This window comes from Rhodanobacter umsongensis (assembly GCF_042654965.1).
In the GTDB taxonomy this organism is placed as follows: Bacteria; Pseudomonadota; Gammaproteobacteria; order Xanthomonadales; family Rhodanobacteraceae; genus Rhodanobacter; species Rhodanobacter umsongensis.
On the sequence record NZ_JBHSMK010000005.1, the window covers coordinates 301,378 to 320,639 of the forward strand.

14 protein-coding genes are annotated in these 19,262 nt (G+C 58.1%); 7 read left to right on the plus strand and 7 right to left on the minus strand.

Annotation, left to right across the window (positions count from 1 at the left end):
• The first annotated feature begins 119 nt into the window (after window positions 1-119).
• From ACFPME_RS10510 to ACFPME_RS10540, 7 genes are all read left to right on the plus strand, one after another.
• Window positions 120-866, plus strand: coding sequence for an electron transfer flavoprotein subunit beta/FixA family protein (locus tag ACFPME_RS10510; protein WP_377304946.1), 747 nt, complete (start codon window positions 120-122; stop codon window positions 864-866).
• 112 nt (window positions 867-978) lie between these two features.
• Complete coding sequence (locus tag ACFPME_RS10515; RefSeq protein WP_377304948.1) at window positions 979-1,923, plus strand: electron transfer flavoprotein subunit alpha/FixB family protein; 945 nt, start codon at window positions 979-981, stop codon at window positions 1,921-1,923.
• A 118-nt stretch (window positions 1,924-2,041) separates the two neighbouring features.
• Window positions 2,042-2,980 carry a glycosyltransferase family 2 protein gene (locus ACFPME_RS10520; protein ID WP_377304950.1) on the plus strand — a complete coding sequence of 313 codons (939 nt, stop codon included), beginning with the start codon at window positions 2,042-2,044 and terminating at the stop codon, window positions 2,978-2,980.
• On the plus strand, window positions 2,977-3,549 hold the full coding sequence (locus ACFPME_RS10525; protein WP_377304952.1) for a PglD-related sugar-binding protein: 573 nt from the start codon (window positions 2,977-2,979) through the stop codon (window positions 3,547-3,549). The genes ACFPME_RS10520 and ACFPME_RS10525 overlap by 4 nt, the downstream gene beginning before the upstream one ends.
• A 37-nt stretch (window positions 3,550-3,586) precedes the next feature.
• Window positions 3,587-4,327, plus strand: coding sequence for a WbqC family protein (locus ACFPME_RS10530; RefSeq protein ID WP_377304954.1), 741 nt, complete (start codon window positions 3,587-3,589; stop codon window positions 4,325-4,327).
• Window positions 4,324-5,454, plus strand: coding sequence for a dTDP-4-amino-4,6-dideoxygalactose transaminase (gene rffA / locus ACFPME_RS10535; protein WP_377304956.1), 1,131 nt, complete (start codon window positions 4,324-4,326; stop codon window positions 5,452-5,454). Before ACFPME_RS10530 ends, rffA begins: the two co-directional genes overlap by 4 nt.
• 35 nt (window positions 5,455-5,489) lie before the next feature.
• Window positions 5,490-6,350 (plus strand): lysylphosphatidylglycerol synthase transmembrane domain-containing protein, encoded by an 861-nt coding sequence (locus ACFPME_RS10540; protein WP_377304958.1) that lies wholly within the window; start codon window positions 5,490-5,492, stop codon window positions 6,348-6,350.
• Between the two features lie 53 nt (window positions 6,351-6,403).
• On the opposite strand, the gene ACFPME_RS10545 is transcribed toward ACFPME_RS10540, so the two are convergent.
• The 7 genes from ACFPME_RS10545 to ACFPME_RS10575 form a co-directional block, all read right to left on the minus strand.
• Window positions 6,404-8,017 carry a hypothetical protein gene (locus ACFPME_RS10545; RefSeq protein WP_377304960.1) on the minus strand — a complete coding sequence of 538 codons (1,614 nt, stop codon included), beginning with the start codon at window positions 8,015-8,017 and terminating at the stop codon, window positions 6,404-6,406.
• On the minus strand, window positions 8,017-9,498 hold the full coding sequence (locus ACFPME_RS10550) for a hypothetical protein (protein ID WP_377304962.1): 1,482 nt from the start codon (window positions 9,496-9,498) through the stop codon (window positions 8,017-8,019). Before ACFPME_RS10550 ends, ACFPME_RS10545 begins: the two co-directional genes overlap by 1 nt.
• A 273-nt stretch (window positions 9,499-9,771) precedes the next feature.
• Complete coding sequence (locus ACFPME_RS10555) at window positions 9,772-11,085, minus strand: glycosyltransferase (protein WP_377304964.1); 1,314 nt, start codon at window positions 11,083-11,085, stop codon at window positions 9,772-9,774.
• Window positions 11,086-11,160: 75 nt separating this feature from the next.
• Complete coding sequence (locus tag ACFPME_RS10560) at window positions 11,161-12,894, minus strand: LTA synthase family protein (RefSeq protein ID WP_377304966.1); 1,734 nt, start codon at window positions 12,892-12,894, stop codon at window positions 11,161-11,163.
• Window positions 12,895-13,149: 255 nt separating this feature from the next.
• On the minus strand, window positions 13,150-14,274 hold the full coding sequence (wecB, locus tag ACFPME_RS10565) for a non-hydrolyzing UDP-N-acetylglucosamine 2-epimerase (RefSeq protein ID WP_377304968.1): 1,125 nt from the start codon (window positions 14,272-14,274) through the stop codon (window positions 13,150-13,152).
• Between the two features lie 302 nt (window positions 14,275-14,576).
• A complete protein-coding gene (locus ACFPME_RS10570; protein WP_377304970.1) occupies window positions 14,577-17,879 on the minus strand; it encodes a glycosyltransferase in 3,303 nt (1,100 codons plus the stop codon).
• A complete protein-coding gene (locus ACFPME_RS10575; RefSeq protein ID WP_377304972.1) occupies window positions 17,876-19,261 on the minus strand; it encodes an ABC transporter ATP-binding protein in 1,386 nt (461 codons plus the stop codon). Before ACFPME_RS10575 ends, ACFPME_RS10570 begins: the two co-directional genes overlap by 4 nt.
• Window position 19,262 lies beyond the last annotated feature (1 nt).

The window sequence follows — 19,262 nt, forward strand, 5'->3', positions numbered from 1 at the left end:
ATGCCATGCACGACCCGGTTCTATACGGCTCACGATAGTCTGGGTCGCCTCGGTTAGAATAGCGGTCTGAACAGATGTAGGTCCGCGGAGTCCTGCGGACGTCAATAAAGGAATCGCGAATGAAAATTCTGGTCGGCTACAAACGCGTCGTGGATTACAACGTGCGCATCCAGGTGAAGTCCGACGGCAGCGGCGTGGTCACCGACGGCGTCAAGTTGTCCGCCAACCCGTTCGACGACATCGCACTGGAGGAGGCACTGCGCCTGCGCGAGAAAGGTGTGGCCGAGGAAGTGATCGTGGTCGGCATCGGCCCGGCCGATCTCACCGCGCACCTGCGCAATGGCCTGGCCATGGGCGCCAACCGCGCCATCCACGTGGTCACCGGCGACGCCGTGCAGCCACTGACCGCCGCTCGCGTGTTCCTCAAGCTGATCGAGAAGGAACAGCCGGGGCTGGTGATCCTGGGCAAGCAGGCGATCGACGACGACGCCAACCAGACCGGCCAGATGCTCGCCGCGCTGTGGGATCGCCCGCAGGCCACGTTCGCCAGCAAGGTCGACATCGCTGACGGCAAGGCCACGGTAACCCGCGAGGTCGACGCTGGCCTGGAAGTGATCGAGGCGGAACTGCCGGCGGTGATCACCACTGACCTGCGCCTCAACGAGCCGCGCTTCATCAAGCTGCCGGACATCATGAAGGCGAAGTCCAAGCCGATCGACACGATCGAGTTCGGCTCGCTCGGCGTCGAGGCGCACGATCATCTGAAGACCGCGCACTACGCTGCGCCTGCCAAACGCAGCAAGGGCGTGATGGTGAAGGACGCGGCCGAGCTGGTCGCGGCGCTGAAGCAGAAAGGCCTGCTGTAACCCCATTCCCGTATGTAGGAGCCCGCTTGCGGGCGATGCTCCTTCTTTCGAGATCCAGAGCGGAAGCATCGCCCGCAGGCGGGCTCCTACAAAAAAAGCTTCGGAGACACACATGAGCAAGATCCTGGTCCTCGCCGAACACCTCGGCGGCAAACTCAACTCCTCCACCGCGCGCGCCGTAAGCGCCGCCATCGCGGTGAAGGGCGAAGCGATCGACGTGCTGGTACTCGCTGACAGCGTCGACGCGATCGCCACCGAGGTCGCGAAGATCGATGGCGTAAGCCGCGTGCTCACTATCGCCCGAGCCGAGAACGCTCACCCGCTGGCCGCTGTGCTGGCGCCGCAGATCGCCAAGGCCGCTGCCGGCTACAGCCACGTGTTCGTGCCGTCCACCACGTTCGGCAAGGACGTTGCCCCGCGCGTCGCCGCCCTGCTCGGCGTGGCCCAGGTCAGCGACGTGATGAGCGTGGAAGCCGCACACACCTTCAAGCGCCCGATCTACGCGGGCAACGCGATCATCACGGTCGAGGCCGATGCGAACCATACCGTGGTCGCCACGATCCGCTCGGCCTCATGGCCGGCCGCCGCCACCGGCGCCGGCAACGCACCGGTCGAAGCGCTGGCTGTCGACGCGACCCTGCCCACACATACCCGCTTCATCGAGTTGAAGCAGGGCAGCAGCGATCGGCCCGACCTGCAGAGCGCCAGCAAGGTCGTCTCCGGCGGCCGTGGCGTCGGCTCGAAGGAAAACTTCGACATCATCTTCAAGTTCGCGGACAGGGTCGGCGCCGCCGTGGGCGCGTCTCGCGCCGCCGTCGACGCCGGCTACGTGCCGAGCGACCTGCAGGTCGGCCAGACCGGCAAGATCATCGCCCCCGAGCTGTACATGGCCATCGGCATCTCCGGGGCGATCCAGCACCTCACCGGCATCAAGGATGCCGGCACCATCGTGGCGATCAACAAGGATGGCGAGGCGCCGATCTTCGAGATTGCCGACTTTGGTCTCGTGGGGGATCTGTTCAAGATCATTCCAGAGTTGGAAGCCGCGTTGGGTTGACCCGGTAAACAGTGGCAAGCCGGTACTTGGCGATCTCCACCTCGAACTGCTAATGAGACTTCGACAAACCATAACTTTTGGCCGCGTTGCGAACTTCGCATCGCATTTGGAAATTGCCATGGAAACTATCGAAGTTCCCGTCCTCAGTATCGTCGTTCCCGTTTACCGGGGCAGAGAATCGCTAGATGAGCTCTGCTCACGCCTGATCGCCACCTGTCTCGAGTACGGTATTTCGTTCGAAATCCTGTTGGTGGAGGACTGTGGCGGCGATGATTCGTGGGCTCTGATCGAACAGCTCGCTGCTGCGCACAGCGCGGTGCGAGGCATTCGACTGAGCCGGAATTTTGGGCAGCATGCAGCTACTTTGTGCGGCATTGCACGAGCGTGCGGTGAGTGGGTGTTGACGATCGACGATGATCTTGAGCAGCCACCTGAATCTATTCCCGCATTGTTGGCCAAAGGCAAGGAGGGACACGACATTGTCTATGGCGTGTTCCCGCAGCGCAGCCACCGCTGGTGGCGTAATGCCACCTCGGAAATCGCACGACGTATCTTCCGAGCAGCTATTCCTTCGCTCAACTACGAATACACTAGCTTTCGCCTGATACGTGGGTCGATCGCGCGCGCATTGATAAGTTTTGATTCGCCCTTCCCGTTTGTCGATGGCTATCTGTCTTGGCTTACCAGCCGCTACGCAAAGATCGATGTTCCGCATCATGACCGGGCGCACGGCAGCAGCACCTACACAGTGCGCAAGCTGATTGTCCACACCATCAATATTCTGATCACGTTCTCCGATCTGCCGCTTCGCCTCGCGTCCTGGCTTGGGATTTTCAGCTCATTATTGGGTTTTGGTTGGCTCGTTTCCATCGTTGTGGCCCGGCTAATCGGCAACATCACAACTTCGGGCTACACCTCGCTCATGGCAGGCATTGTTTTTTTTGGAGGTCTCCAGCTCTTGGTACTGGGCGTCATTGGCCAATATATCGGACGAATCAATTTCAAATCGTCGCACAAACCGCTTTTCCTGATTGCGCACGACACGTTAAACCCATGAAGCTGCTGATCTATGGCTCACAAGATTTCGCCCGCACGGTGGCGGCCCTCGCGAGCGACTGCGGCCATGAAGTTGCCGGGTTCGTCGACGACTTCAATCATGGCCCGAACGTCGTTGGTTCGTCGCAGAGTATCCGTCAGAGTCATCCGCCGCAAAGCCATTCCATTGCCATGGCCATCGGATACAAAAATCTTCCTGCCCGCATTGCCGCTTGGCTTGCGTTGCGCGAGGAGGGTTATCTCGCGCCCCCCTTGATTCACCCTCGCGCCTACATCGCTCGGGATGTGTGCATGGGTGAAGGTGTCATGGTGATGGCAGGAGCCATTGTCGACGTGCGGGCAAGGATCCATGACATTGCGGTGCTATGGCCGGGCGCGTGTGTAAACCACGACGCCACGATCGGGCGGAATACTTTCTTGTCGCCCAACACCACAATATGCGGCCACGCGGACATCGGTGGATCGAGCTTCATTGGAGCCGGTACTGCGGTCGTCGATTACGGCGTGGTTCCGGAAAGCTCATTCGTCCCCATGCTTTCGCGGTGGACCCGACGCAGGCCGGAAGCTTGACTCGCCTCGCGTATCACACCTTAAATCTGGGAAATCAATGACCGGTCATCGTGTCGCCATCATTCAATCGAGCTACATCCCATGGAAGGGCTATTTCGACATCATTCGTAATGTCGACACCTTCATTTTTTATGATGACGTGCAATTCACGCGGCAAGACTGGCGTACACGAAATCGTATAAAGACGGCTAACGGTCTCGTGTGGCTAAGCATTCCCGCCGGCACGCGGATCGACCGCCTTATCTGTGAAGTCGAGTTGGCTTCGAGCGATTGGCAGAAGAAGCATTGGGCCAGCATCAGCCAAAGTTACGCCAAGACGCCATGGTTCAAGACATATCGAGAATTTTTCGAGAATATATATCTTGGCCAGAAATGGATTTCGCTGTCGGAATTCAATCAACACATGATCAAATCAATCTCAACGGAAATTTTGGGAATTGCGACCGAATTCCGAGACTCACGGAACTTCGTTGCACCAGGAACAAAGCAAGAGCGTTTATTGAACCTACTAACTGCGATCAATGCCACTGAATATCTTTCGGGGCCGTCAGCAAGCAACTATATCGATCCCGACATTTTCGCACAGCATTCGATTAAATTGTTGTATCAAGATTATTCAAGCTATCCAATCTATTCACAACTGCACGGACCATTCGAACACAATGTCAGCGTCCTTGATCTGATATTCAATACTGGTCCAAACGCAGGAAACTATATATGGGGCTACCGTGACGCTCCAGTCAGCAGCCAAATCGCTCAGGGGCAGGAAGAAGCATGAACATTCCATTTAACCGTCCGTTCCTGGTGGGCTCGGAAATTGAAAACATAAAGCAAGCACACGCAAACGGCCACCTATCTGGTGACGGTCTTTTCACCAAGCGTTGCAACGCATGGTTAGAAGCGAACATCGGCTGTGCCAAGGTGCTGCTTACACATTCTTGCACGGCAGCGCTTGAAATGGCGGCCATGCTGCTGGATCTGCAAGCGGGCGATGAGGTCATCATGCCCTCCTTCACCTTCGTTTCCACTGCCAATGCCTTCGTATTGCGGGGAGCGGTGCCTGTGTTCGTCGACATTCGCCCGGATACGCTCAACATCGACGAAAACCTCATCGAGGCCGCCATTACCGCTCGTACAAAAGCCATCTGCGTGGTGCATTACGCCGGCGTCGCCTGCGAGATGGATCCGATCATGGCGATTGCCAGGCGCCACGGCCTCAAGGTAGTAGAAGATGCTGCGCAAGGTATCTTTTCCACCTACAAGGGTCGGCCGCTAGGCAGCATCGGTGACCTGGCCGCGTTGAGCTTCCACGAAACGAAAAACGTGATCGCTGGTGAAGGTGGTGCGCTGCTGATCAATGACCCTGCTCTAGTGGAACGCGCAGAGATCATTCGCGAGAAGGGTACCAATCGCAGCAGGTTTTTCCGCGGACAGGTGGACAAATACACATGGGTGGACATCGGCTCGTCCTATTTGCCCAGCGAACTGATTGCAGCCTTCCTGGCTGCGCAGCTGGAGCACGCCGGCGAGATCACCGCAAGGCGCCTGGCGATCTGGGACCGTTATCACGCCTGGGCTGCGCCGCTTGAGGCTTCGGGCATAGTGCGGCGCCCCATGATCCCCACCGACTGCATCCACAATGCCCACATGTACTACCTGTTGCTGGCGGGTCTGGAGGAGCGCACCTCCTTTATCGAGCGAATGAAGGCAGCAGGGATCGGAACGGTATTCCATTACATTCCGCTGCACAGTTCCCCTGCCGGCGAACAGTTCGCGCGTACCCCTGGGCCGATGCCACATACCAACATGGCTAGCTCCCGGCTCGTCCGCCTGCCGTTCTGGGTGGGTCTCGAAGATGAGCTTGATCAAGTCACGGCGGCCGCCACGACCATCTTGTCGACGTGATCCCGATGAGGCGGCTTCTGCGCAATGCGTTGGTCATGATCATAGTGCTGGTATGCGTAGCGGCCACTGTGCATTTGTTTGACTGGCGCACGATCGGCCTCGCCCTGACCAAGCTTCATGTCGGACTCCTGCTGGGAGGGGGCATACCGTTGCTGCTCGCGACCTCGGCGATGCGCGGCTGGCGCTGGTTAGTGGTGCTGGGCATCCGTACTGGGCGCACCAACTTGTGGCAGTCTTTCTGCGCCAACGGTGCCGCCGCCGGACTAGCTTCGCTTACACCGTTCCAGATCGGGGAAGTGATCAAGATACGCATGATTCCGGATCACCACGGCAAGGGCTGGAGGCTGGGCGTATCGGCTTTTTTTCTCGAGCGGCTACTCGACCTGGGCACGCTTTGCAGCATTGGGCTGGGTGGGCTGGCGATACATCTAGGCTACGCCTGGCTGGCACCTCTGACCTTGTTGCTGCCACTGGGCGGCTGCCTCGTGTTGAGCCTGCTCTGCCGATCCATCCGCCTGCCAGAGAAATTATTGCCCTATACCGAAGTGCTGCGCCATGCACCGCGCGTTGTGATGGCGGCAGTGCTCACCATTCCGCTGTGGCTGCTGTACGTGGTTTTATGGTGGGTCGCGACGCACGCCATGAATGTCCCACTGGACCTTACCCAGGCGGCCATCCTTCTTGGTGGGGTCATGCTCGTTGTTGTCGCCAGCATGACTCCGGGCGGGTTGGGTGTCTCCGAACTGGGTAGTCGAAGCGTGCTCCTTTGGCTGGGTGTATCGGCAGCCGATGCCGAAATCGGAGCGATTGCAATCCGACTGCTTACCCCCATGATGGCCGTCATCGGCCTAGCTTGTCTTGTCCCCTTGCTCGGCCAGCTGCGCCGCAAGAAATAAGCTCATCTACTGAGTCCGCATTGCTGGTCGCGAGCTCTCTCTTACCTCTACTACTATTTGGTCTTTGGAATATATGCGTGCAAATAAGCGAGACTCGCTGGTGACGGGACTTTTCGATAATTCGCATCGATGAATTGCCACATCAGTGTATGGGTCCGCTCGTAGCGGAGTTCATCTCGTCCGTCCACGGCAATATCGTAGACTAACAGCATTGCTGGATCCGCCCGCCGGAGGCGTTCTATTTCCTGCTGCTGGAACACGGCACTGCGCGGCAAAAGCGGATAGGTCTCCCATACAGCTGACCTGGCCCCAAGCAGAGCGAAAGCCCCAGGCCATACGGGTGCGGTGAATATATTCCGCCCGGTAGGTACGTAAAGCCTTGCCAAGCCCTGAACATCCTCAATCGTAGCGGCCGTCGACGGCGCCACGAGCAATCTGTCACCCCTGACATCAATATTCTGCCACGCGTTCGACCCGTGGTCCTGCATTTGAAACCGAGGATGCAGAGGTAGCGTTGCCGCTAACGTCGCTATCCCCAGAAGTGGAAGAGCCACCCAGTGAAAAACGGTTCTAGCCCGGCCTTGCACCGGACAAAGAATCAATCCAATGATGAACGGGAATATCGCCTGCGCTAGATGCGCAACATCTGCCCGGGAGAACGCCACATTGAGATAGGGGATGCCTGTCGCGACACAAGCGACGAAGACCGGATTTCCAACGCTTCGCTCACGACGCGCCTGCCGAAGGACGAACAACACACCACCAATGCACATTGCCGGAAGCGCCACGAACAAGCTGCCGATCAACAATTCCCTTGCGACCACGAAAGCGGACCCACCGCTACCGTGATGTACCCAGGGCCATGGGATGGGGAGGGGCAGATTGGTTCCCTTGTACTCGAAAAGGATGAAACGGATGCCCTCCCAGACCCTGGCTGCAAAGCGGTGATCCACCACGAGCCCGATCAACATCGGGCTGTAACCTGCCAACAAACCTCCAAACCACGCCGGAATACAGCGATGCCATAGCAGCTTGGGGCGATTAAACAGAAGTACTGGAACCACAAGCAGACAGGCGATGGCACCGTAGAGTCCATGGTTACGCCCCAGCACTGCCGCCAAACCAATTACTACTCCGTGAACGAAGAAGCGTGCGGCACTGGGGCGCGCCAGAAATCTGGCCAGACTCGCGACAAGGAGAATGGAAATTGCGGCGTCATAGCCTTTCCACCATGGCACTAGCCACAGCAGAAACATGACTATTGCAAATACACACCACCCGATGCGCACCGCTTTGCCGCCTACCGACTCGCGCAGCACCAACAGGGTGCCAGCCACTACGCCTAGCATGGAAAATGCAGCAGTGGCAGCGCGGACTGCCACGATGCCGTCGGTGTGCAGCGGCCACAACAGAGCTGCTGCCCAGTAATACCGACCAGGGTCGTAAGACATGAAGTCCCTGATCGGAACCTCCCCGAGCAGTGTGCGTTGTACGCCGTACCAGAGGTATCCCTCGTCCCAAAGATTGAAGTCGATGTGGGCTTCGAGACAAAAAGCCGCGGCACGGGCGAAGACGCTCAACAACACTACAACGATCGCCAAATTCCTGTGTGTAACAAGATTCAACCAAGGCTTGGGGAAACGCGATGGCTTGACAGCGTCGGTCATCATTGGTGGTCGTTGCTTGGCGGCGGTGTCAGTGGGCGCGCTGGCGGAGCGATACCAACTGTAGGTAATCGGGGCAAGTAACCGTAGCGTGCCTGTAGCGTAGGCGAAAACACATTAAGTTGATTCGTCCGTAGAAACTGCACCAATTGACGACGCTTTTCCAGTGGCCAACCACAGACAACCAGTTCTGGTAGGCATCCCTCCGTGTCTGCGGGGTCTTCGGCTAACTGGCCGATCTGAATGGCCATCTGCTGGTAGTAATGGGGCAAATATCGCCGGCGCTTCCACCCGTCATAGGACAGTGGAATCTGGACGAGCAGCAACGCGAGGCAGCCGACGGTCGGAAGCACTGTGAAAAGGGCGTAGCGCCACGAGCTCTTTTTCGGCTCCGACTTGCTGGCCGCCGCCCACATGAGCAATAGCGCGACCAAATTGAACTGCAATAACTGTATATATCGATCCTGATATAGATAATCGCTACCGAAATAGGAAACCCGCACCAGCAAGATGCCTGCCAGCCAGACATATGAGAGCAGCATCAAACACACTGCAACAAACATCGGTAGGTTGTATCTTCCGCGCCATGCGCGCCACCAGAATGCAACGTGTGCCACCAGCAGGAACGTAACCACTGTCGTCCTCACAAACGGCCACAGTGCCCATGAGGAGATCATTCGACCAGGGAATTCATATACCACGGGCAATGACAGCGGAAGCACGAACCATTTCCACCAGTCGCCCACTGACAGGCGTCCGACCAGTTTCGACACCTGATCTGAAATCGAGGGGCCTGAAGCTCCTCCTGTCACCGGGGCAAAGCTGTAGCCAATTCTCACTACTGCGAGGCATACAACGATCACAATGATCGTTCGCCAAATGCCGGTACGTGGCGAACCGTCTCGAAATGACACCAGCAGCAATGCCAGGATGGCCGCCATCACTGCAATTATCGCACTGTCATCTGCAATGATACCTAGCAACAAAGTCGCGGCGATCAAGGCAACATAGCGCCGGCTGTATTGGGCATGCCACGCCGCTCCCATGAATAACAAGATTGGAATCAAGGTGACGTAACCAACGGCAACAAGAGACCAAGTCCAAATGCCAACTGCGTTCAGCGAGAGCAGCAATGCGCACATTGCGGACCAAGCCAAGTAGCGCTTGTTGTCTGTTGCATCATGACGTCTGCCCGTCATCACAAATCGATAAAGGATGAGCGTGCACACGGCTGCAGCAAGCACCCCCATTGCAGCCTCCATTACGAAATCCAGGCTGAAGTAACGCGATTCGATCAGCAGCAATAGCTTAAGAAGAGGTTGTGCGTGATCGTCACCAGTACGTTTCACAAAGAAATCGGCGAATTCAAGATTGCCGCCTGCAGCCTTGCTCAGAAAAGTATCCAGGAAATACCATGCGTCTGATCGGATAACTGGATTTGATGTACGCAAAACGTAATAAAGCGTGTTCAGGAACGCGGCCACGGCGACGCCCCATGCAATCACGCGCACCCACATAGAGCGTGCCGACGATGTCTTTGACAAGAGGTATTCTTCCCTAATCATTATCACGAAATTCCCCAACTATTTCCGGCCGACGATGACACCCGATCCCAACGCGCGAGGTCCATCAATGGAAATACCGCCTCAAGCTGCGAAGTTTAGCGAGGTTTCCGAGAGATGTACGTGTGTTTAAACCATTGACAGACGCTAGCATTGGCTGCGGCGGGTAGCGTCCGAACTGAAAGGACTGGTGTTCTAGCTTTCTTCCGCCTGAACTGCCTGCTGACAGCGGGCAAGCAGACGGCGGGCAAGATTCGACCAACCGTAAGCCGATACGGCGCTGGTTTCCTCCTTCACGAGGCTTGCGTACAACCGCTCTGGGGTCTCGATGAGCGCAGTCAGCAAAGTTCGCAGACTGGCCAGATCGTTTGCACACGACCAGCCGCGGTGCCATTCATCAAGCAGTCCTATGGCTGGATCATCGTCTACCGAATAGCAATGCAGGATTGGCTTGCCACTACCCAGGTACTCGTAAAGTTTGCCTGGAGTCTGTGCGCTGAGCGCGTTGCCGATATTCACTAGAACATCGCATTCCTGCTGCAACTTGAGTACCTCGGCATGCGGTTGTTCACCCAAGAAAGCTATTCGACCATCGCTTCGCGCGGCGTACGCCAGATATCCCGGCTTAACTTCCGGCGAAGCAATGGTCAGTCTGATCTGCTTCAACTCAAGCACGGCTTCGAGCAATGCAGTTGGATCCCGGAAGGAATAGAACCGCCCCGTATAAAGCAAATGCAGTTCCCCTGAATGGGATTTGCGCGCGAAATCGATAGCGGGTGAAAAGGTATCGTCGAACCCCTGACTGATCACGAAAATTTTCGACGGATCCACGGCGTGCCGCGCGAGCAGCAACTCGCGGGTACTGGCGGTAGTTACACTGATCAGGGTAGCGGCGCGACATACCTGGGCCTCCAATTCACCAGCTCGACGTCGCCAACGCTTTGGGGTGTACCCGGCTAACACCGGGTCTCCAAGATCAGCAAGCCAAGCCCGCACGCGCCCCGCTACCTGCAGACCGAGCTGCAATGTAACAGCGGGTTCGTGTGAGCAAATCAAAACATCTGGCCTGATGGTATCGATCAGTTCCTCAAGAGCTGCACCGGCAGAAGCACGCCACTGTCCACGACTATCGGGGTAAATCCAATGACCCACATATCGCTCCAATCGGTGGTGCAGGCGTCCCTTCCAGTTCAACGTGGCCGGACCGACACGGCTCGCTCTTGCAGCTGTGGACAGCGGTGATTCGGAGACTGTTGCCGACAGACGCGCTTGCTGCCGACGCCAAAGCCATCCCGCCATGCCACCAGCATTACAGCGATGCATCGTGACGCCAGTTGGTACACCGAGGCTGTTTCCGTCACGTGCCGAGAGATCCGGTGCGAGCACATGCAGCTCCACACCAAGATGCACCAGTTCGCGGCTGAGATAATACCAACGAATTGCCTGCGGGGAATTCAGCGGAGGATAGTCGTAAGCGACAAGAAGAATGCGCATATTCGGCAGGGTCATCGATTGCGGACGCTAATGGGTTTGCGGGGCAGAATCATCGCATGACGCCATGGATTACATGGATGTAACAAGCATTCATTCTCCCGCCACAGGTGCCGAAGACGCTCGATTGGGAGATTGCGCGCGGCTCTCACCGCAGCGTCCTGCCGCATCCAGTTTGTGCCCGCAGCCCACCTCCAGCTGCGCCGCGTTGAACTGCACCTGGCCATAATCGGCACCATGCTGGTAGTGACCCTGTTCCCAGGCTTGCCGAACCACGGAATCCAGCGCCAGATAACCGTCCTCGGGCAATCCCACCGTGTCGAACAACAGTGCCGGCAGTTCGTAAGAACTGAGATCTAGTTTGCGCTGGACCAGCGGCCGATTGGATACCAGCATATAGCGGGTGTGTTGCTTAATGCCCTGGTTACCATCGTCAAAACCCAAATCTGCAAACGCATGCGGAAGCGAAGGCAGGTGATCTCCATAGAAAAGCAGCATTGTCCAACGCGGTCGGGCAAGCAGGCGTTTCGCGAAGTCGCCCAGCGCCTGATCGCCATTGACCAGGTGGGAGAGGTAATAGGTCATTTCCCTGCTACCCGCCGCCGACAGCCCGCTGGGCAAGGGGTGACCGTCGAGTACATTGACCAGCATGCCCGAATCGGCATCCCACGGTCCGTGGTTCTCCATCGTGATCACCATCGCGTATTGCGGGCCGCGTTGAGCATCGTCGAGGCGGGCCAGAACGAAGTCGAACAGCGCACGATCGGAGACGTAGACACCGGCGTGCTCGACACCGGCAAAAGACTTCAGGTAGTAGCTTTGCTGGAATCCGAGTTGGGGCATCACTTGGCGGCGGTTCCAGAAGCTGCCGCGAAACGGATGGAACAGCGTCGTCGAATAGCCAAGGGCTTCCAGCCGACGTGGCACGCTCGGCATCCACGCGCTGGCCAGCCCATAATATGGATAGAGAATGGAGGGAAATGCCTGCATCGGATAGCCGGTGAGCGTCTCGAACTCCGTACGGATGGTGCCGCCGCCGTAGGTTGGAGTGATCAAGCTGCCGCCGATCCCGGTGGCGGCCAGGCGTTCGAAATTCGGCACGAACTTGCTGAAGTCGACTCCTTTCATCACGCCGGGGTCGAAGAAGGCCTCGCTCTGCACCATCACGATATCCGGCAGTTCGGTCGGCGGCTGGCGCGCCACGCGCGAATTCATGTCCTCGGAGTGACGCGCGGCGAATTCAGAGATGAGCGACTGGTCGGCCTTCGGTACCGAGGTTTGCGCTTCTTGAGACATCCGCACCAGTTCCGCCATAACACCAACCTGCTTCACGCTCGCAATCGGATCCGACAGCTGGAAGCCAGGCAGTGACTCGTCCGCGTAGACATCCCGCCAGACACTATTGCCTCGATACAAGGTGACGATGACTGTCAGCGACAACACCGCCCATGCCGTACGAATCAGCCAATGTGCCCGCCACCAGCGGCGATCCAAACGCCAGGCCACCCCCAGCACTGCACCAAACGCCAGCAGCGCCAGCAGCGCCAGCAACAGGAAGAAATGTTGCCCAGCGTAGTTCGCGAAGAAGCCTATGTTATGCAGCACCTGGTGCCAGAGCGCAAAATCACCCGGCAATATGGGCGAATTCAGATTGAGTTCCTTGATTGCGTTTACATCGAACACGAGCACCAAGAGGGCGCCAGCCAGGACCAAAGTCAGCAGCGCGCGACCACTAAGGCCGTAGATCAATAGGAAGACCAGGAACACCGGCAACGCATTACGCCACAACAATCCGGGATCAAACACCCCATGCAGTGCGGGATCCAACCACCACACCAGGGCTACGCTGGTCAACGCTGTCAGGAAGAAAACTGCCCCGACAATGCCCGCACCCCTTACGGTACCCAAAACGGTTATGCGGAGCGGTCGAGAGGGCATCCAACTCTCCACTACACAGAGAAGTTGTCGTCAAGCCTACACGAAAGTGTCACAAAGAGTTTCGTGAGACGATGCGCATCGCGAGAACACCCGAAGCGCTCGGGCATATTTGCGGATGCCCCTTGGGTTAGTGGCGCCCCCGGATCAGGTCTCCGCCTTCTTTGTATCAAGCGCATTCCGCAGTACGGCGACAATCCGTTGCGCTGCGAGACCATCGCCATAGGGCGACACGCCACGCGCCATGTCGCTATAAGCACTGTCGCTATCCAGCAATCGCGAGGCCTCAGCCACGATGCTTGCCTGGTCGGTGCCAACCAGCCGCACCACACCCTCATCCACCGCCTCCGGGCGCTCGGTCTCAGTACGCAGCACAAGCACCGGTTTGCCGAGCGCAGGCGCTTCTTCCTGAACACCACCGGAGTCAGTGAGAATCAGATAGGCGCGCTTTTGCGCCTCCACAAATGGCGCATAGTCCAGCGGTTCGCATAGACGGATGCGCGGGTGGCCGCCCAACAGCTCGTGCGCCGTGGCTTGCACATTCGGATTTGGGTGCACCGGATAAAGCACCTCGGTATCCTCATACCGATCCACCAGCTGACGGATCGCGCGACAGATCGCACGGAAAGGCTCGCCGAAATTTTCCCGACGATGCGCCGTGACCAGGATCAGTCGTTTGCTCGGATCGAGCGGAATGCCCAAGGGCCACTCGGCAGCAGCCACTTCAAGCAATGCATCAATCACTGTATTGCCGGTGACGTGGATCGCCGTATCGGCAATGCCCTCTCGCAACAAGTTCTGACGAGAATGTTCGGTCGGCACGAAGTGCCAGCGCGCCAGATGCCCAGCGACCAAACGGTTCATCTCCTCGGGAAACGGATTGTCCAGATCATGGGTACGCAACCCCGCCTCAACGTGGCCGAACGGGATGCGTCGGTAGAATGCCACCAGAGCCGTTGTCATTACCGTGGTGGTGTCACCCTGGGCCAGTACTACGTCAGGTGCAAGTTCGACAAATTTCTCGTCCAGCGCCGTAATCAAGCGCGCGGTGAGCTCCGGCAGCGCCTGGTTGGGACGCATGATGTCCAGATCCACATCGGGTTGAATATCGAACAGGGAAAGCACCTGATCCAGCAAGCCACGATGTTGCGCTGTTGCAAGCACGGTCACCCGAGCCCATGGCTCACGCTTGAGCGCCTTGATCAGCGGCGCCATTTTTATGCCTTCGGGGCGTGTACCGACGATGCAAAGGATGCGTTTTGAATTGTCCACGAAGATTCAAATTCCTGGTTGACTAGTATCTTTCGATGCGTACCAATGTCGCGAGGCAACGGTGCCATCCCCTTCAGAAGAAGATGCTGCCATGGCCTGCATCAGATGCCGTAGCTCCGTGACCAAAGTGAGGTTCACCATGACAGGTTGTCGCGGCGTAACGTCTTCCACTGCTCAGACTGTCCGCGACGAGCAACGCAGAATCGCCTCGCTGTGCTTTCACGTCGCCGAGAGCCTTACAAGCTCTGGGATCGGCCGGCCTGGCTGCAGACCGTACGCCTTTCGGCTTCGGGGTTTGCATCTTATTGTCCCCGATATCTGTGCGGCGACCACGCACCCCACTTCGCCTCATAGATCACTTTGTTCTGTTCGAACAGCGTCTGCCGCGTTTCCTGCTTGAGTTTGTTGAACGAGGCTGAGAGGTTATGGTGCACGAACACATCGTCGGCGCAAGCGATGGTCCAGCCCGCCTGATCCACGCGACGGCAATAGTCGTCGTCCTCAAAGAAGCCGATGCCGAACGCCTCATCCAACGGCCCCACTTTCTCATATACGTCTCGCGGCATCATCACGCAGAAGAAGGCGGCCGTGCGCAACGCCGTCAACTGCCCCGCGTGGCGAGCAGTGTAATCGGCCGCCGCGTGAAGCATGCCATCCATGTCGTCATAGCTGATGTCGATGCGTGCCTCGTTGCCGATGTTGTTGGTCACGGGGCCGATCATGCCCAGCGTTTTCGATTGACGCAGGTGCGCGAGCAGCGTTGCGATCCAACCGGGCGTCACGTGGGTGTCGTTGTTGAGCAGTACGAGGTATTCGCCATCAGCCGCGGCGAGGCCTTGATTGTTGGCTGCTGCGAAACCGCGGTTGTCCGGATTGAGAATGATGTGGCGATCCTTACCCGCAGTGGCCCACTCCGCCAGGAAGGTCGGTGTGCCATCGATCGAGGCATTGTCGACCACGATCACTTCGAGATTGGTGTAGTCGCTGTATAGCTCGAGGCTACGCAGGCAGATTTTTGTCAGGTCGAGGTTGTTGTAGGTGACCACGATCACGCTGACCCTCGGCTCGGGCAACGCGTCGACGCCCTGCATCAGATCGTGCACGCGGTGCGCCCAGGTTTGCTCGGCGGCGAAGCGCTGACGCTGTGCAATTGCGACCGGATCGGGCACGACCCGGAGTGCTTGGTCAACTGCAGCAATAAATGAGGCGTGATCATCCCCCGTGCGCACCAGATCACCAAATTGGCGAATTTCAGGAAGCGCGATCGACACCACTTCCTTGCCCGCGCTCAGGTATTCGTAGACCTTGACTGGGTTGGTGGCGAGGGTTAGCGGAATCACGAGAAACGGCAGCATGCACACGTCGAAGCCATGCAGATAGAACGGCAGATCCGTATACGGTACCTCGCCGACAAACTCGACGTTGGCAATGTGCTGCAGACGTCCCTGCGCATCAGTGGTGTCGGCACCCACCATCAAAACCAGACATTCGGAAAAACGCTGTGCCACTTGCTCCACGAGATCGAGATCGAACCATTCCGCAATGGCACCGTAGTAACCAATTACCTTGCGCCCTGCCTTGTCCTTGAATATCTGCTCAGGCCGCTCGGAAAAATGTTCGTACTGGCATGCATTGCGTACCATCAATCGTCGCGAGTTGTACTTGCGCGCTTCTTCGTACAACCATTCCGACGTCACTACCAACAGATCGGATGTGCGCATCAGATCGAGTTCACGCGCGAGCACCTCCGCACTGTTATCGGCGAACCCCCCATGGTGATCCATGCAATCGTAGATCAGCCGCCTGTTGGGTAGCACATGCGCCGTTTCCAGCCAGTATGGATGCTGCACCAGGGAGAGACACGAACGGCTGCGCGTCCACGCCAGCAACAGGCCGACGCTGGCGCGCAACTGCTGTTGCGCATCCGGGGTAGGAATCGCATGGTAGATCGCCGGGCTGCCCTTGAGATGCAGCTGAACTCGGAACAGGCGACCATCATCTTTTCCCAGCGGCTCAATTACGAAGCCAGGATCCTGCCGGTCAATAAAGTTGTTCGACACATAGAACACGCGATGACCTGCTTCAGCCAATTCGCGCGCCAGATGCTGCGGGCGCTGGATACGAAAATGCCAATCGATCACCGCCCACACGAACACATCACGCTTGCCGTCAGTTTGCGGCATTAACCACGCCGCCGGCCCAGTCATCGGCGCAGTCATGGCTGTATCTGGCATAGCCGCGTCGAAGGGAGGGATAGCGATCGCGTGCGGCGGTGCGACGCTTCGTCCGAGCCAACGTCTCAATTGCTCGCGATCGGATTTGCCGAGCCGACCGCCACCGCGCAGCACGCGCAAGGTCAAGCGAAATGGCCGCGTCCATCGCCATGAGCGGCTGGCGATGATCATGTCGCGCTCGGCGCGCACCTGTTCCAGCCCGCGTATGCGCGCGTTGCGCTTGGCGATTTCGCCGCGTGCCTCGATCACTTCGGCCTGCAGCATGTCTCGCGTTCGCTCAAGCTCCAGCCGGACATGCTCTGCTTCCGCCTTGGCGACGGCCATTTCCCGCACAAGGTTAATCACCTGGCATCTAAGATCCGCAGCTTCCTGCATGGACCTCGCAGCCTCACGATGCGCGTCGCTGCTTTCCTTGAACAGGCGCGTCGCTTCGTCCCGGTAGGCCTCTTGCCCCTTTTCAAGCAGGGCAAACTGCACCAACAATTGGTCCTGACTCGATTTTGGCGATAGCTCGGCCACCAAGGGTCGCGCGAACTCGAAGTGCCCAATGAGCGCATCCAGCAGCGTTTCAAGCTCCGTCCACCCAGCATGCCCCAGCATCAACGCCGTGCTGCAAGCGTGGATGCCAAGCATGGCCTCACGCCATGCCGTTGGAAGCAAGTTCTGCGCCGATGCGGCATGCTGATGCCTCAGATCATGTCGCAAGTGAGCATCGACCTGGCTGCTGCAGCTGGATGACGGTACTGGCCACTGCACTTCTAGGCTTGTCGCGATGAGCTCCACGGTACTGCGCCAATCACCCAGCAAAACGTCGTAATCGACGATGCAGCGACGCCCGTAGCGCGATGCTTTTACCGGCTCTTGGAGATGTCGCAACCAGATCAGAGAGGCGATCGCTGCTGGCAACCCATTGCGCTGCACCAGCGAACCCACCACTTCGCCTGGGTGACGAATCGCGAAAATCAGCTTCGCCTCGATTCCCAATTTCTCCAGCGCCATCAGCCACAATGGCAGCAGCCGACACAGGCGTGGATCCTTGACCGCCCAGATCGGTGCATCGCCGAATTCGCCGGCGATCAGCGCCATCAGCTCGTCGAGAAAGCCAGCTGCCTGTAATTGCTCAAGCCAGCCTTCGCGCAACTCGCGGGGATCGTCCCAGCTGGAACCGAGTTCAGCCAGCAGACGCTCATGAAAGCGCACGATATGCCGATTTTCCCAGAAGCCCGTTTCATTGTCGGCCGCTGCCTGTAACAAGTCGGAACCCAGCGTCACGCCATGCAGGTTGAGCAAACGAGTCAGTGCGGAGGTCCCGCTACGATGCATTCCGATTACCAACAGAGCCTGGCGTCGCGCAGATCGTTGCAGAGTCATGCCTGCACCTTGCGGCTGTCCATCACGCTGGTGCTCGATGCCACGCAGAAATCAACGATGCCGGTGGCCAGCCGCTCCGGCTGAGGCATGACGCGAAACATCGCGGCATCGATCAGACGATCGATGTAGGTCTCCTCTTCGGCGATGCGAGCCAGCACGCCAGCATTGAAGAAATAGGTGCCACCATCCAGCAGGCAACGAAAGCTGAAACGCACCTCGACTGTCTGGGCCGCCTCGACCAACGGTATCGAATGCTGCGGCAGGCTGCTCGTCCCGCCACCCAATTCCAACCCGGTCAGAGTCTTGATCAGCATACCGAAGCGCACCGAAGTTGCAGCTTGCTCGAATTCGACGCGATAGACGTAGACGTATTGACCGCCGGAACGCAGCACATTGACCTTGCGACCATCGGGTGTCTCGATATGGGGCGTGGTAATTCGCGCGCCCCTGGTGTCGTAGCGCACCGTGCTTTTCGGCAGCAACCCCTCATCGAACCAGCCTTGCGCGTCCGGGCCCGGATCAGGCGACCTGTCGTTGCGCTCCGGCGTTGTCGAAGCGACCAGCTGCATGTCCTGACGATCGGCTTCGGACATTTCTGGCATCTCGGCCACTTGTTCGATGTCCTCTTGTTCAACGCGGATCGCATCGCGCACCGCATCTGCACGATCCGGCGGGACATACAGCATCTTGTGATATCGCGAAACCACGAATTTTGGCGAGCCGCTCGAAAGCAACTCGCCGCGATCCAGCAGCACGGCACGGTCGCATAGCTGCGTGACGATGCCGGCCGAGTGCGAGACAAAGAGCACGGTAGCGCCATCGTCGCGAATGCGGTTGATGCGAGCGAAACATTTTCGCTGAAAAGCCTCGTCGCCCACCGACAGGGCTTCATCGACGACCAGGATATCGGGCGTCACGTTGATGGCCACGGCAAAGGCTAGACGCACATACATGCCACTCGAATAGCACTTGACCGGTTGATCCATGAAGTCGCCGATATCTGCAAACGCGGCAATCTCGTCAAATCGCTGTTCGACTTGTGTCCGCGTGAGTCCGAGCACCGTCCCATACAACAGCACGTTCTCGCGACCAGTGAATTCCGGATTGAACCCCGCACCCAGCTCCAGCAGCGCTGCAATGCGTCCGCGCACCTGCACGCTTCCTGCGGATGGTTCGAGCGTGCCGCAGATTATCTGCAACAACGTCGATTTGCCCGAACCATTGCGTCCCACAATGCCCAGCGTCTCGCCTTGACGAACAGTGAGGTTGATATCTCGCAATGCCTGAAACTCGCGATACCAGCGACGCTTGGCCGAACGCACCGAAAGCATCTGATAAAGACGATGCATTGGCTTGTCATAGACAGGAAATGCCTTGCTCATC

Excerpts from the sequence above, each read along its gene's own strand:
- ACFPME_RS10510 (WP_377304946.1), top strand. The coding sequence starts at position 120 with ATGAAAATTCTGGTCGGCTACAAACGCGTCGTGGATTACAACGTGCGC.
- ACFPME_RS10515 (WP_377304948.1), top strand. The coding sequence starts at position 979 with ATGAGCAAGATCCTGGTCCTCGCCGAACACCTCGGCGGCAAACTCAAC.
- ACFPME_RS10520 (WP_377304950.1), top strand. The coding sequence starts at position 2,042 with ATGGAAACTATCGAAGTTCCCGTCCTCAGTATCGTCGTTCCCGTTTAC.
- ACFPME_RS10525 (WP_377304952.1), top strand. The coding sequence starts at position 2,977 with ATGAAGCTGCTGATCTATGGCTCACAAGATTTCGCCCGCACGGTGGCG.
- ACFPME_RS10530 (WP_377304954.1), top strand. The coding sequence starts at position 3,587 with ATGACCGGTCATCGTGTCGCCATCATTCAATCGAGCTACATCCCATGG.
- rffA (WP_377304956.1), top strand. The coding sequence starts at position 4,324 with ATGAACATTCCATTTAACCGTCCGTTCCTGGTGGGCTCGGAAATTGAA.
- ACFPME_RS10540 (WP_377304958.1), top strand. The coding sequence starts at position 5,490 with ATGATCATAGTGCTGGTATGCGTAGCGGCCACTGTGCATTTGTTTGAC.
- ACFPME_RS10545 (WP_377304960.1), bottom strand. The coding sequence starts at position 8,017 with ATGACCGACGCTGTCAAGCCATCGCGTTTCCCCAAGCCTTGGTTGAAT.
- ACFPME_RS10555 (WP_377304964.1), bottom strand. The coding sequence starts at position 11,085 with ATGACCCTGCCGAATATGCGCATTCTTCTTGTCGCTTACGACTATCCT.
- ACFPME_RS10570 (WP_377304970.1), bottom strand. The coding sequence starts at position 17,879 with ATGACTCTGCAACGATCTGCGCGACGCCAGGCTCTGTTGGTAATCGGA.
- ACFPME_RS10575 (WP_377304972.1), bottom strand. The coding sequence starts at position 19,261 with ATGAGCAAGGCATTTCCTGTCTATGACAAGCCAATGCATCGTCTTTAT.